We start from the raw sequence: 14596 nt of genomic DNA on the forward strand, positions 1-14596 counted from the left end.
CTTTGCTGTTAACTTTTACATGTTCGTTCTCTTCATAAGTTTCCTTTAACATAAAATTCTCCTTTCTGCCGCTTCCAAATATTCTAAATTGACTGTCAGTGATTAAATCTTACCATATCCTTAGAAGGTCTTCATCTCATCAAATATCTTTTCATCGACCAGTTTCCCAAACACTCGGTCAGTAATCTGGCTTTTCTTATAATTTTTCTTACTTTTATCAAAAAATCAGCCTCTCCACTAGAAATCCTATCTAGCAGAAAGGCTGATTCAATCACATTTACACTACTTTTTCTTCTCCATCAATACCACACTCTCAACATGCATCGTCATTGGGAATTGGTCAACCGGGTAAGCTACTTGTAGTTCATAGCCAAATTCTCTCAGCCAGACCAAGTCTTCCGCTAGGGTCTTGGGATTGCAGGAGATGTAGATGACCTTATCAGTAGCCAGGCGTCCGATGCGGCGCATAACCTTGCCACCGGCACCGCTTCTTGGTGGGTCCAGTAAGAGTAAGTCCGGTTGACCCCATTCTTCTTGGACTTCAACCATCCCCTTACGGGCGTCTCTGGCGAGGAAGTAAGTGTTGTCTAAGCCGTTGTCACGGGCGTTGCGTTTAGCGGATTCGATCGATGTCTCAACGATTTCAATACCAGCTAATTCCTGGCAGCGTCCAGCAAAGGGCAGACTAAAAGTTCCCACGCCGCAGAATAAGTCAAGGACGCGTTGGTCCCTTTCTACTTGCGCCAGATCCAAGGCAAGATCAACCATGCGGTGGGCTTGCTTGGGATTGGGTTGGAAGAAGGTATCAAACCAGATCCGGTAGCGATAGCCATATAATTCATCTAGAATATAGTCTCGACCATGTAGTACTTCTACTTCATCGGCTTGAGTTCGGTCAGCAATGTCTTCGTTCTTGATCCATAACAGGGAGGCTAACTGGTCGAAGGATTCCAGCAAACGATTCTTCAAGTCTGTGGCTGCTTCATCATGCTTAGTCCTTGTCGCAAAGAGTGCTACCATCAATTCTCCAGTCGCAAAGGATTGACGGAGCATCAAGTGACGCAGTAAACCGCTTCGGTCCTCCTTATTGTAATGAGGCAATTGCCAATCCCTTTGCCACTGGCTAACAATCTTTTTAATAGCCATCATCTCAGGAGTTGCAATTAGTGACTCTTCCAAGTCGACTATTTGACGGAAATTACCTTGCTTATGCATACCAAGAGCATAATTCAAGCCAAAGGTAAATTCCATTTTATTCCGGTAATGAAGCGGATCCTCCATACCAATGATAGGTTCAACCAAGTTCTCATCGAAACCTTGTTCAGACAAGTAATGTTTCACTAGGTTTTCTTTGAGTTGAAGTTGGGCAGAATAAGACATAATCTCCAAAGGAGTTCCGCCAGGATGGTCCTGGGGACTGTCGATAACCTTGATTCGGTCCGGGGAAGTTTCTAATAATTCATCATAGTGGACTGTTGCCCGTTTTCTTCCCCTAGCGTTAGGTACCGTCACTCGAACCTTTTCACCAGGTAAGGTGGAAGGAAGAGTTAACTTTAACTTGCGTCCATATGGGCCTTTTTCTGAAGGATGGCGGTAATGAGCCCAGCCATTTCCCTTATCATCCAGCCCTTGGACATTAACTTCTAATATTTCTGTAGGATGGGTATTTCTTGCCATTTGACACCTCTTTGTTTCAAAATTATTGGATTCACGACAGGATTACTGCTTAACAAATTCATCATGGGTACTTATAATACCCCATGCGCTGACTATTAGTGAGACCTCGAATGAGATAATAAGTAGGATTCCCTTCAAAATCTCTCAAAGACCCTAGTTGCTTGTGGCAGAAAGGACAAAATAAACCCTTTTGTTCAGGATCTAGGGGGAATTCAGATTCAATAATTCGAGGAAATTGTAATTTAATTAAGTTGCTTTTACCGCCCTTTTGGTAGATAAGGATGGGCTGTTTGCAGCTATTGCAGGACACCTTGAGCGGGTGTGTGTTCTTAGTCTTACGCATATTTGGATTCATATACTTCATAATAAGCTCCTTTACTCTACCAGTATATCAGATCAAGCAACTCATATTTGCGCTAATCACTTTCCATTATAGCATCTAATTTCCAGCCATGATAAAGTAAAGAAAACTTTACTGAAGGAGATCATTATGGCTGAAATTACACAAACAACTTCTTACCATGATTTACAAGTAGGCGATACTATTCAATCAGAGCCCTTGATAGCGAGCGACGAACGCATTCAATTATTTGCCGAAGCCACAGGTGATTTTAACCCTATCCATCTGGACGAACAAGCAGGCAAGGCCTCCCGTTATGGCGCCCGCGTTGCTCATGGGATGTTTGGTGCTACCATGGTGACGGGACTAGTAGGTACTCTTTTCCCAGGGTCGATTTATGTTTCACAAGATTTTCGCTTTCGCCAACCTGTCTATATTGGTGATCAGTTAACTTGCCAAATTGAGATTATAGCCAAGAAGGATAAGGGCCAGTTCGTTGATGCCAAAACAACCATTATCAACCAAGATGGTCAGAAGGTAATCACCGGTAAGGCTCGGGTGATTCTACCATAAAAAGTTTTTCTAGGCTGTTTATTCTATCAGTCGTCTACAGCTCTAGCAAATAATGAAATTTATTTCACTCAACAGAAAAAGTCGAATCTTCCTAACCAAGATATTAAGAGTTTCTGAGACCTTGTCTCGACGCCCTTACTCGGTTAGGAAGATTCGACTCTTCTTGTTCTTTTGATATTGAATTTTTATTTTAACGTATAGATAACTTTATTTTTGAACGCGGTTGGTTACAGATCCAGTTTCTAGGTATTCGTGGAAGTTATCCATGGATGTTTCTACCATGTTTTTAACTGCTTCGTCTGTATTTGAACCCACGTGTGGAGTAATCAGAACGCGCGGATATAATTGGACTAATTCACGAACCGTTTCATCTGGAATATCGCTTAATTGATCAAACGCTTGGAAGAAGATTGGTCGTTCGTTAGGTAAGACATCTGTCCCAAACCCATAAAGTTTATCAGCCTTAATCGCATCAATGATGGCCTGATTGTCTTGTAATTCACCACGAGCAGTATTGATCAAGACTGCATCATCTTTCATCTTGGAGATGAAATCAGCATTAATCATTTGATCATTTTCACCCTTGATATAAGCTGCATGCAAGCTGACAACATCCGCTTCAGCTAAAAGCTCATCAACGGTATCTTTGAATTCAACCACTGATTTGGCGTAGTCTGATTGATAGATATCATAGCCAATCACTCGGGCACCTAATCCCTTGAATAATTGTGCTTCAGTTACACCAATACGGCCACAGCCAATGATCCCCACCGTACAATTACGAATCTCCCGGCTGAACATACGTGGTGTCACTCTAAAGTCTAAGTCATGAGCAGTACGATCAGTTGTATAAGTTACATTACGTAGTAGGGTCATCGCCATCGTTACCGCTAATTCAGCAATCGCATTTGGTGAATAACCAGGCACCCGAGCCACTAATTGATCGAGATCTTCAATGGCTTGAAGATCAATATGGTCAAAGCCGACAGTCCGGGTAAAGACAAGATTAATCCCCCAGTCTTTCATCTTCTCCAAATTAGCTCGGTTAGCCACACAATTTCCTCGTAGAAGCACGGCGTCATGGCCTTTGGCTGTTTCAATGTTATCTTCAGTTAACAAGTCCTCAATCAAGGTTAAATCATAACCATATTTATTATTTTCTTCAAAAATACGGACTTCATTAGGACGTACACCATAACAAGCAATCTTTAATGTCATCTTTATCTTCTCCTTATTCTTCTAAATTAAATAATACCGGCAGCTTGTAGAGCTTGAATAACGACCAACCATAATGGAATCGCAATAGTCGCAACCAAAGTTCCAACAAATGAACAGTTTGAAGCTAATTGACTTTCCTTACCAAATCCAATCGCATAAGATACGGCTACGGTTGCTGGAGGCGTAGCCATCATCACAACGGTCGTACCAATTGCGGCATAATCCATTGGAAGGATACCTATTCCTGATAATAAAGCTGAAATTACTAAGCAGATGAGTGGCACCAATACCATCTTGTTGAGTGAGTAGTACCAAACTCTTCGATCAGCAACAGCTTGTCCAATCTCGGTCTCACCAAGCGTGGCACCAATTGACAACCATGCTAGTGGAGATGATAAGCCTCCTAGGTAACCCATTAATTTATAGAGAGGAGGTAAAACTAAATCTGTTCGCAAGATAGGTGCTTGACGCACAATAGCCTCTCCTGCCTTATCCACCGCTTCGACAGTAATCGTTGGTAAATAGTTTTGGAAGGCCCAAATTAGTAGACCTGCAACAGTAAATAAGATCGTTGGATTCAAGAAGATTTCTTTTAAGTTTTCTTTCTTGAACTTCAAGCCACTCATCATGATATAGCAATAAGAATAAAGAAAGACACGGTAACCAATATTAAAGACATTGGCATAGATGGTTCCATCCGCTCCATAAACAGCAGAAACGATTGGAATACCAAAGAAGGTTGTAGATCCAAAGATAGTCAGCATTCTAAGAACCATCTGTTGATCTCCCTTAAACTTACCGTAGGTTAGGCGGGTCACAAAGATAAATAGAATATAGACTAGAAAGCCCCAAACAAGAATGCTCATACTCTGATTCAATTGTTCCGTATTCAAATCTTGCATAAAAGCATTAAAGGCCAAACACGGGATAGCCAACTTCAATACAACATTTGACAAGACCTTGGAAGCATGTTCGTTGAAGACTCCTCGACGACGACAAATATAACCAATAAGAATAATACCAATAGTGGATACAATCGCACTAATAAAATTCATGTTTGTAAAAGTCGAACTTAAAATTTCACCAATTGACATAAATTTCTCTCCTAATCATTATTTATTGATCCGGTTCAATAACTAAGATTAGTGTACATGTGAAATAAACATCAAACCACTTTATTTAACTTAAAAAAAGTTTTTAAATAATTTGATGTTTATTTCACAAAATGAAGTTCTATTCTTTGTTTTTTAAATAATAAATCGTCGGACGGCCGGTATTTCCATACTCTTGATGTGTCTTCAAAATTTTCTTTTGTGTCAAAAAATGAATATACTTGCGCACGGTGACATGTGAAATTTCTGTCATTTTGGTTAGGTCCGCAATGGTGAAAATTTCTGGTGCTATATCAATTGCCTCCAGAATTAATTCTAAGGTGGCGGGTGTGATCCCCTTTTCCAAGGGGCCCTCAATCAAGTCTGCGTATTGGCTCTGATTAACAGCGAGCGCCCCACTCTTTGTTAGATAAAGTTGATCCAATTCGGATTGAGTCAATCGGTTGTTTCCTTCAAGTAAACTCATTTTACTAGCTAGTTGATCTAAACTCGATTTAAGGCGTTGATAACTAAAGGGCTTTAATATGTAGTCGTGAACACCATAATTCAAACCTTCCTGAATGGTTGCTTGATCATCTTGAGCAGTTAACATAATGATATGGGTCGCAAGATTGGCCACTCTTATCTCCTTAATTAAGGCGCTACCTGGCAATTGATTAGACCCTAAGTCATCATCAATTAAGATTAGATCATAAGTGTTTGTAGCTAGAGCTTCCTTGGCCTCGTCATAGCTTGCGGCGACTTGAGCTACATGAAAGGTTTGGGTTCGATTAACATAATCTTCATTGATGGCTTGAACCATCTTATCATCTTCTACTAATAATACCTGATAAGTCATCTTATCCTCCATAATCAATCAGTAATCTTAGGTGTACGGCTGGTTCCATAATTAAATCTACCTGCCAGTTAGCCCGCTCTTTAAAATCACTTGCTGCTTGCTCTCTTAATCTAGCTCCTAAGTCATCCAACCAAATATCAGTAATCAATTCACCCTCCTGATAATTCATTGAAATCGAAGCAATCACTGGAAGAGAGCTCTTAGCTTCTAATTCTTGTAACCAAGACTCAAAATAGTGAATTTCATTCAACCAATTGCTTGTTTCCTGGTAGTTGGACGGGCTGGGTAGTTCCGTTTCAATTGAAATCTCATCGTATAGTTGCCGCTTGGCTTGGTCAATCAAGAGATGACCAGCAATGGCAGAGTTATTTATTAAGAGTTGAATATTCTGGTTGAAGTTAACCTCACTGTGACTTAGCTGGGTGAGATAATCTTTCAATTCATCCAACCTTTCAAAATCAGCAAGCCCATATATAACGTGAAGTTTATTCATAAAGTCATGATTCTGCTTGGCCAATTGCTTGGCAAAGTATTCCGAATGATCCAATTGAGTGACCAGTGATTGTAGTTCACTCGTATCTCTAAGAATAACGATATAGCCCCTTACTTGCTTTCTAGGTTTCACTTTAGCTAGCGAAGCCACATAGGAGTGCTTGTTTAGGCGATCATGGATCAGTTGTAAGTCTGAATCATTCATTAAAGTAATCCCATCAAATAAGGCCTGAATATCTTGCCCTTCAATATCTGGCCAATTGTTACGCGCTACCTCATTCAAGTAGGTCACTTGTCCCTGTGTGTTAATTAATAGAATCGGATCGCGTGTCTTCTGAAACATCGCATTTCTTTCTTCAAGAACACTGGCAATCTCTTGAGGCTCCATTCCTAACATTTGGTTCTTTAAGGAAAGAGCTAGCAGCAGAGACAAGAAGCTACCAATAATAAATGAAACGATCAAGGACCGCACTAAGGATCGATTGGTCCGATCAATGAAGCGTTGCAAGTTAGGGAGGGTAATCCCTAATGAAATCGCCCCAATAACTTCCTCTTGATCATTGTAGACAGGAACAAAGCCTCGCAATGACCGACCCAGGGGACCATTCCCTGTATGATAGTAGGATTCTCCTAAATCCAATGCCCGATATTGGTCGTTTTCTCCTTGAAAATGACTGCCAATCAAGCTCTTATTAGGGTGGGTTAAGCGAATACTATCCGCTAAAATAATCACTAAATAATCTAACTGGAACCTTTCTTCAACTTTGGTCGCATAATCTTGGATTCCTTGGGAGGTCTGGCCTGATTCGATCGCTTGAATCACCTGTGGATTTACGGCCACTTCATGGCCAACAGCCAAAATTTGCTGACCCTGGTCATGAAGGACTCGTTGCTTAGTCCCATTTATTAAGACGCCATACATCACTAATAATGAAACAACCACCAAGGTCAAGCTCATCAATAATAATTTAAGTAATAGTTTTTGATTTTGCCATAGTTTCTTCATTGAATACGAACCCTTCCGCTGAACTTGAAGATTTAAATACCAATGACACGAACTGACAAGATGCTATCAATCCGCGACAAGTCTTCGACGATCTCTGCTGGTGTCATACCCTTGGGTAGTTCGAAGTCATAAGAGTTAAAGTAAATCTTATCTGACCCTCTACCTTCTACGGAAAACTCACTGTCTTTAATGTTGATTTTCCTATTTATAAAAAAGTCTTCTAAGACCTGCTTGGTTTCTAATCGATGCTGATACTTAACTTCTAAGCGTTTCTCAACCTTAATCCCAATCAGACGCTTGACAATTGTTAAGGCAAACCAGATTACAGCAAAGCCAATAAGAGCAATCTCATAGTAGCCTACACCGATAGCAAGTCCTAAACAAGCAACTGCCCAGATGGTTGCAGCTGTTGTCAGTCCTTGAATAGACTGTTTGGTAACAACAATGGTTCCAGCCCCAAGAAAGCCAATGCCACTCACCACTTGGGCTATCAGCCGGACCTGGTCCACTTGAACAATTCCCATGTATTGAGGGTTACTCAAGGCATACATCCGGGCTTCATAGTTGATCTGGTCTTGCATCAAGGCAATCAGCGTTGCTCCCACACAGACTAGAATATGGGTTCGAATTCCTGCCGGACGATTCTTATTTTCTCTTTCCGTACCAATGACTGCTGATACAAAAACAGCAATTGCTAGACGAATCAAAATATCTTGTATTAACATAGCGACTCCTTTCATCTTAAATTTCATATGCACTATTCTATCATAATCAGATGGGCTAACAAATAAAGACATTCATGGCGTTTATTGTTAAACTAGAACTATCATCAGAAGGAGGCCATTTATTATGAAGACTTACCAAGAAAGCATTGGCAAAAAAGGACAAGTCAGCTACTACATACAGGAAAATTCTGAAAAGAATCCACTGCTCATTATCCTACCGGGTGGAGCTTATGCGGTGACCTCCCACCGTGAAGGCCAACCAGTGGCAGAAGCCTTCTATCAAGAAGGATATTCCACTATTGTCTTGGATTATAGTACAGAAGGCGTTGAAGGCGAACTAATCGATAACCCCGTCTCTAAGTTTCCACAACCACTCTTAGAAGTGGCTACTCTCTTTAAACAAGTTCATCAACAAGCTGATCACTTGGGCATTGACCCTCATGACGTCACACTTATCGGATTTTCCGCCGGGGCTAATTTGGCTTGCCAATTTGCCGTCTACGCCAAAGAAGCTTGGCTCCAAAAAGCAGTCCATGCCCAAATAGAGGATCTCAGCTTCCAACAATTAATTTTGGCCTATCCACCCCTTAATGAAGAAGGTATTATGCAAGGAAGAAATGCCCTCTACTATCAGATGGCGCTAGGAACCAGTCAGCCAACACAAGAAGAAATTAACCTAATTTCACCACTTAACAAGGTCGACCAATCCATGCCTCCTACTTTTATCTGGACCACCGGAGAAGATCGCTTAGTCGATCCCATCAATTCCCTACAGTTAGCCACACGACTCCATGAACTAAGGGTTCCCTTTGAACTTCATCTCTTCCAACCGGGTGAACATGGCCTCTCCTTAGCAACCCCCGACATTGCTAAGCGTCCTAGCCAGATTCAAGACCACGTTGCCCAATGGTTCCCACTAGCAGTTAGTTGGCTAAAGGAAGTTAGAAAGGCTTGATCTGTTATTATCCATCATAAAACGGTCCCACCGCCCACATTTAGTGAGGGGTGGGACCGTTTTGTTAAATAATATCTAAGTAAAATTGATTGCCGATATCTAATCCCTTGTCGGTAAATTGAAAATGACCCTGATCAATTTGCACCAAGCCCGTCTGCAAGTGTTTATGAATGGCTTCTTGGTACTTGGTTTCAAAATCAATGCCAAAGCGCTGATTGATCTTATCAATTGAAAATCCTTTCAACAAGCGCATGGATAAGATGATATATTCCTTTTCACGGTCCTCTAGGGTTAATTCTTCATCTACTTGACAAGGGAACTGGCCTTCCTCCACCATTTGATAATATTTCTCAAAGGTAGGGACATTAGTGGTTCGGACGAGTCCAATATTAGAAGACGCTCCTATACCAAGTCCTAGATAATCTTCTAATTGCCAATACTTCATATTATGATGGCTCTCATAACCCGGTCTAGCAAAGTTTGAAATCTCATATTGCTGAAGGCCACAAGCTCTTAATTCTGATTGGATGTAGTGATACATTTCGCGTTCAACCTCATCGTTATACGGCTTTATTTGACCCGTCTTGAGCCAGCGGTAGAAGGCCGTATTCTCCTTATACATCAATGAGTAATAGGAAACATGGTTGATCGGTAGATTCTTGAGAGTTTTGATATCTTGCTCCAATACTTGGAAATCTTGGCCCGGATTAGCAAACATCAAATCAATGCTATAATTGTCAATCCCTAACTTTCCCATGAGATCAATCTTTTGGAGCACACTTTCTTTATTGTGAAGTCGTCCCATTAATCTTAAAACTCGATCATCAAAGCTTTGGACGCCCATTGAAAAACGGTTAAAACCAAGATCTAAGTAACTTAATAAAGCTTCTTCAGTCACCGATTCAGGGTTCATTTCGATTGCGATCTCACAATCTGGACTCAATGCAAAGTTCTCTCTTAGCGCTGTCATCACTTCTCTAATCAGATGAGTCGGTAAATAGGACGGTGTGCCCCCGCCGAAATAAATTGTATCTACTCGCTCTGACCGGCGGGCATGCAATTTGATCTCCATTCGTAGGTGGTCAATATAAGGGCGCATCTGGTCCTCACGGCCAACAAACGTTAAGAAATCACAGTAATGACACTGCTTCTGACAGAAGGGGATGTGTATATAAAGTCCAAGATTGTTCGACATAACTTCCTCACTTTACTTACTTAATTAACTAGACTTTCTTAAATTAATAGAAAGCAACCAATGGGTCAACAAAAAACTTTTCTTAATTTAGAAGAAGTTTAAAAATTCCAGCAAGCTCACTAATAGACTCGATCAATAAAAAAACTGTCCGAATCTCTCGGACAGATCTAACTACTAGCGAATAAGATCAAAAATATTTCCTAATAATCCGCCAGACTGAGAATCATTAGTCGTTTGCTTGGTTTGATCCAAAAATTTGTTCTAAAATAGATGAATCTTGTTCGACTTGTTGACTGGTTTCTCTGGCTAGACGTTCTGTTTGCTTTTGAACACCATCTGCATCTAATTGACCTTGTCTCTTCTGATCCGCCAAATACTTTAAGACAATCGGTGCCAATAAGATAAGTACACGCTTGACAGCAGCGGGCTCTATGCCTAAGGTATCAGCAATTCGATCAATGATTGACTGTTTATCATTGAAGACGTGCCCGAGAATCTTGTCACCATCTTGTTCGTCTACTTGATTTGCTAAATCATTGGAACTAGAATAACGATCAATATCTTGTTCATGCTGGTTGAGGGCTTGGTTGAAGGCATCCAGTCCTTCTTGAGATTGATTGTTACGGTTCAATCCTTGCAAGATGGCAGGTAGTCCTAAGGCTGCGATTTTGGATAAGTCTTTGATATCAACCCCTGCGCGGTTGGCTAATACTTGAGAGTCTTGCTGAGTTTGATTAGCTTGAGTAAACATATCCACTAAGCTTCCAATTTGATCAAATAAGGCCATTGATAACCCCTCCTTTATAAGATAAGTGTAGCGTAATTCCTTCCTGTCTTCAATGAAAACGGCTTCCAAAACTAGTAGTTCCGCTGAACTTCCTTGAAGGCAGCAATAAATGGAATCAGCAATGAACTAATGATGACCCCAAAAACATTAAACAATAGAGAAGAAGCAATCATCATAATCACTGGCATCCACCAGGGAATAGCTAAGTCTTTACCTAGAAACCAAGTTTCGGCTACTTGCTTAACTAATTCCACCCCAATGTAGACCAAGAATAACCATAGGGCCTGGCTAGGACTGTGAAAGAAGGCTTCATATATAATCCAAGGAACAAAGATCATCCCTGCCCCTAGCACCGGCAGTAAGGAAAAGACAGCAATCCCGACACCGATCAACCAGAAGTAAGCATAATCCAGTAAATAAAAGGCTAGACCATACAAAATAATTGACAGCCCTAAAACTTTAAACTCCGCCCGGGCTAAGCGCTTAATATTTTGAAAAGTAAGCTGGAATACCCGGATCCAAAAATCCTTATCTGTTATCATTGATCTCCTCCATGCTATAATTATAAATAAACCCAAACTAAGATACAGCAGACTTAAGACTGATTTAACTAATAATCAACCATTAAAGACTATAGGAGGAAGATAAAATGATAAATGATTTCGAACTCGACCAATTACTCAACAATCAAGACCTTTCAACCAATGAACAATTAGCCCTAATCAGAACCTTTCTGGCTAGTGAACGAACAGATAAAGCCACCTTACGTACTGCACAAGCTTCTCAAAGAACTTATGCTGCTTGGGTGAGAACTGGCTTTTCAATTACCAGTGCTGGAACAGCTCTGGGTCAATTATTAAAGTCCAGTCCCTATGCCAATGTATCGACTTATTTGGCCTATGCCCTTATTACCATCGGACTCTTGGCTTTTGTCTTTGGTTGGCTAGGTTATTCTAGAGACTATCATTATAAAGTTCAAACAATCGATCCAAAATCACCAGCCAAACAACGTTTCCGCCAAGACTATCTATTTATCAGTCTCTTTAGCTTCTTTCTATTGGCTATTTGCATCGCCGCTTATTATTTGCTCTATCTCACACACAATTCGCACTAATGATTGGACTCAACCTGAACAGGCCATAATAGAAGACCTCCAATGATAAAGAGTACTATCAAGCCAAAAATACCGTTTAAAGAATTCCCAGTGACTTGGGAAATAATTCCTAGCAGACTAGTTCCTATTAAAGAAGAAAATTTACCAAAAACATTATAAAGTCCAAAAAATTCATTGTTACGCCCTTCTGGGACTAACTTACCAAATAGAGATCGGCTCAAGGATTGAACACCTCCTTGCGCACTACCAACAAGAAAGGCCAGTATCATGAAATCCGTACTTGTCTGCATAAAATAAGCATAGACACATATACCAATATAGGTCCCTATACCCACATAAATCAGGCGTTTATCTCCCCAACGCTTAGCCAGGTGACCGTAGATAATGGTACAAGGAAAAGCAACGATTTGCACAAGTAGAAGAACTAGAATAAGCGTACTAGCAGAAATTCCTAAATCTGCACCGATGGAAGTAGCCATTTTAATGATTGTCCCGACACCGTCTATATATAAAAAGTAAGCCAATAGAAAGATCAAGACATTTTTATACTGACGGACATTTGACAAGGTGATTCTTAGCCGGTTTAAGCTATCTTTGACCAATTGATGACTGGCTGATTTACCTGTAACTTGCTTAACGTTCTTCCAATAGGGAACAGAAAACAAAAGCCACCAGAATGCCGTTAATACGAAGCTAAAACGCACCACAGCCGTTCCATCTAACTGTTTCATTAAGAAAATAACAAGAATAAACGGAATCGTTGAGCCAATATAGCCCATACCAAAGCCCATACTTGAGACTTGTGACATCCGCTGATGGTTGGTGACATCAAGTAAGGAGGCATCGTAGAAAATATTAGCAGCCGCTGCGCCCATACTTGACACAACATATAAGATTAATAACAAGATCCAAGAGTAAGAATGGTCAGGAACAAACGCCATCGCTAGAACGGACAAGGCCCCCAAGAGCGTGGCTAGGGTAAACATCGGTTGGCGCCTTCCTTCAAAGTCAGCCATCGTGCCTAAGATGGGGGCTGATAAGCCAACAGTAATCGTAGCAAGTGAATTAGCATAGCCCAAGAAGGCGGTAGAGTCCGAGGCTGTAACACCATTACTTTCTGCCATCGCTTTAAAGAATAAAGGGAAGATGGCTGTTGTGACAATGAGCGAATAAGCAGAATTGGCCCAATCTTGCATAATCCAGGACCACTCTAATTTCGTATAGCCAAAGCGTTTCATTTAATTTATCTCCTTTGGGTATTCATAAATCGGTTAACAGTTAATAAAAATAGAAGGCTATTCCTAAGCGAAATAGCCCTTCTATACTTCTTATCTTATACTTTGGGATCCCGGCGCTCAGGAGCAATGGCATAGGCTTCACAAGGGAATGCTGGAGCCGTTTGGATATGAGGCATAGCTACAATGATAATCGAACCTACCGCTGGCACTTGATCCAAATTAGCCATGTTCTCTACCTGATATTTATCTTCCCCTAACCAGAAGCGTTGAGCCACTAGATCTCCTGCTTCCGCTGCTTCTACTCCAGTATCTGTATTTAACGATTCATGTCCGATAGCCGTTATCTGACGCTCGCGACTTAAGAATTCCAAAGCCGGCACCGACCAACCTGGCGTATGTTGGACACCGTCAGAATCGGGATTTTCATAATTTTCAGCCGTATCAAAGCGATGGTGCCAACCACTTGAGAAGGCAACAAAACTGCCTGCAGGAATCTGACCGTATTTTTCTTCAAAAGCTAGAATATCTTCAACAGATACTGAGTAATCTGGGTTTTCTTTGACTTCTGCTTCAAGGTGCAGAACATACAGAGGCAATGCTCGTTCTTGAGTCGATAAATCTTCTAACTTTCGCAATCCCCCTACGAAATGTTCCGGAGCATCAATATGGGTTCCGTGGGAAGTTCCAATAGTGTATTGTTTATTGTTGGATCCCGTCTCTTCTAATGTCGTTAATTGTTCTTCAATCAGTGGATCAAAGGCATGGTAAACAGGCATATCCTTTGTCACTGGATGAGTTAAATTGATCCACTCATATTCTTTTAATTGATCTAATAGCTTGTGGATTGGGTACATAAGATCTCCTCTTTCTAATACTTAGCTATAATTTCTCCTTTTATTTTAGCATGGAAACTCTTTCAGTGCATCTTAATTCAATTCACCCATCTAACGATCCATAATAAGATAAAAAAAGAACCGCTCTTCCATGTGGAAGCCTGTACTGACCCCCAAAAGTTAGAGTTAAAAATCTAACTTTTGGGGGTTATTTTATGTCCAAAAAATATTCTTACGAATTTAAATTACAAATTGTACAAGAGTACTTAAAAGGTCGGTTAGGGTACGAGTCACTGACCAAAAAATATGACGTTTCCAGTTCTTCCTTAGTCAAAAAATGGGTAGCTCAGTTTCGAGAGGAAGGCCCGTCAGGGCTTAAGAAAAGGAAGTCAAACAAACACTATCCATTGAATTTTAAACTGAATGTATTAAGATTTAAGCAGGAGACCGGCGCTTCTTATCAGGATGTAGCTATTCATTTCAACATTCATGA

15 protein-coding genes are annotated in these 14596 nt (G+C 40.7%); 4 read left to right on the forward strand and 11 right to left on the reverse strand.

The window, feature by feature from the left end:
* Nucleotides 1-282: 282 nt before the first annotated feature.
* A complete protein-coding gene (gene rlmD, locus T408_RS0108435; protein ID WP_028119538.1) occupies nucleotides 283-1677 on the reverse strand; it encodes a 23S rRNA (uracil(1939)-C(5))-methyltransferase RlmD in 1395 nt (464 codons plus the stop codon).
* Nucleotides 1678-2167: 490 nt separating this feature from the next.
* On the opposite strand from rlmD, the gene T408_RS0108445 reads away from it, so the two are divergent.
* Entirely contained in the window at nucleotides 2168-2590 is a 423-nt protein-coding gene (locus tag T408_RS0108445) for a MaoC family dehydratase (protein ID WP_035420489.1), read from the forward strand.
* A 207-nt stretch (nucleotides 2591-2797) separates the two neighbouring features.
* Here T408_RS0108445 and T408_RS0108450 read toward each other — a convergent pair whose 3' ends face one another.
* From T408_RS0108450 to T408_RS0108470, 5 genes are all read right to left on the reverse strand, one after another.
* Nucleotides 2798-3808 carry a 2-hydroxyacid dehydrogenase gene (locus T408_RS0108450; RefSeq protein WP_028119541.1) on the reverse strand — a complete coding sequence of 337 codons (1011 nt, stop codon included), beginning with the start codon at nucleotides 3806-3808 and terminating at the stop codon, nucleotides 2798-2800.
* Between the two features lie 26 nt (nucleotides 3809-3834).
* The gene (locus tag T408_RS0108455; protein WP_028119542.1) at nucleotides 3835-4902 is read right to left on the reverse strand and encodes an AEC family transporter; all 1068 of its coding nucleotides are present in this window, start codon (nucleotides 4900-4902) and stop codon (nucleotides 3835-3837) included.
* 139 nt (nucleotides 4903-5041) lie between these two features.
* Entirely contained in the window at nucleotides 5042-5758 is a 717-nt protein-coding gene (locus T408_RS0108460; RefSeq protein ID WP_035420491.1) for a response regulator, read from the reverse strand.
* A 1-nt stretch (nucleotide 5759) separates the two neighbouring features.
* Nucleotides 5760-7256 carry a Spo0B domain-containing protein gene (locus T408_RS0108465; protein ID WP_028119544.1) on the reverse strand — a complete coding sequence of 499 codons (1497 nt, stop codon included), beginning with the start codon at nucleotides 7254-7256 and terminating at the stop codon, nucleotides 5760-5762.
* Nucleotides 7257-7288: 32 nt separating this feature from the next.
* Entirely contained in the window at nucleotides 7289-7996 is a 708-nt protein-coding gene (locus T408_RS0108470) for an MgtC/SapB family protein (RefSeq protein WP_028119545.1), read from the reverse strand.
* 109 nt (nucleotides 7997-8105) lie between these two features.
* On the opposite strand from T408_RS0108470, the gene T408_RS0108475 reads away from it, so the two are divergent.
* Complete coding sequence (locus tag T408_RS0108475; protein ID WP_028119546.1) at nucleotides 8106-8936, forward strand: alpha/beta hydrolase; 831 nt, start codon at nucleotides 8106-8108, stop codon at nucleotides 8934-8936.
* A 64-nt stretch (nucleotides 8937-9000) separates the two neighbouring features.
* Here T408_RS0108475 and hemW read toward each other — a convergent pair whose 3' ends face one another.
* From hemW to T408_RS0108490, 3 genes are all read right to left on the reverse strand, one after another.
* A complete protein-coding gene (hemW, locus tag T408_RS0108480) occupies nucleotides 9001-10131 on the reverse strand; it encodes a radical SAM family heme chaperone HemW (RefSeq protein WP_028119547.1) in 1131 nt (376 codons plus the stop codon).
* Nucleotides 10132-10357: 226 nt separating this feature from the next.
* Nucleotides 10358-10918 (reverse strand): DUF937 domain-containing protein, encoded by a 561-nt coding sequence (locus T408_RS11305; RefSeq protein WP_235731633.1) that lies wholly within the window; start codon nucleotides 10916-10918, stop codon nucleotides 10358-10360.
* A gap of 71 nt (nucleotides 10919-10989) precedes the next feature.
* Complete coding sequence (locus T408_RS0108490; RefSeq protein ID WP_051444857.1) at nucleotides 10990-11460, reverse strand: AI-2E family transporter; 471 nt, start codon at nucleotides 11458-11460, stop codon at nucleotides 10990-10992.
* Between the two features lie 107 nt (nucleotides 11461-11567).
* Here T408_RS0108490 and T408_RS0108495 point away from each other — a divergent pair, with 107 nt between their 5' ends.
* On the forward strand, nucleotides 11568-12032 hold the full coding sequence (locus T408_RS0108495; RefSeq protein WP_028119549.1) for a DUF202 domain-containing protein: 465 nt from the start codon (nucleotides 11568-11570) through the stop codon (nucleotides 12030-12032).
* On the opposite strand, the gene T408_RS0108500 is transcribed toward T408_RS0108495, so the two are convergent.
* Nucleotides 12029-13270, reverse strand: coding sequence for an MFS transporter (locus T408_RS0108500; RefSeq protein WP_028119550.1), 1242 nt, complete (start codon nucleotides 13268-13270; stop codon nucleotides 12029-12031). The two genes, T408_RS0108495 and T408_RS0108500, sit on opposite strands and share 4 nt — an antisense overlap.
* A 95-nt stretch (nucleotides 13271-13365) precedes the next feature.
* The gene (locus T408_RS0108505; protein ID WP_028119551.1) at nucleotides 13366-14124 is read right to left on the reverse strand and encodes a cyclase family protein; all 759 of its coding nucleotides are present in this window, start codon (nucleotides 14122-14124) and stop codon (nucleotides 13366-13368) included.
* Nucleotides 14125-14318: 194 nt separating this feature from the next.
* On the opposite strand from T408_RS0108505, the gene T408_RS0108510 reads away from it, so the two are divergent.
* The coding region (locus T408_RS0108510; RefSeq protein ID WP_028118714.1) for a helix-turn-helix domain-containing protein at nucleotides 14319-14596 on the forward strand (278 nt) is incomplete at its 3' end.

It is taken from the genome of Hutsoniella sourekii ATCC 700629, assembly GCF_000518205.1.
Classification (GTDB): Bacteria; Bacillota; Bacilli; order Lactobacillales; family Aerococcaceae; genus Hutsoniella; species Hutsoniella sourekii.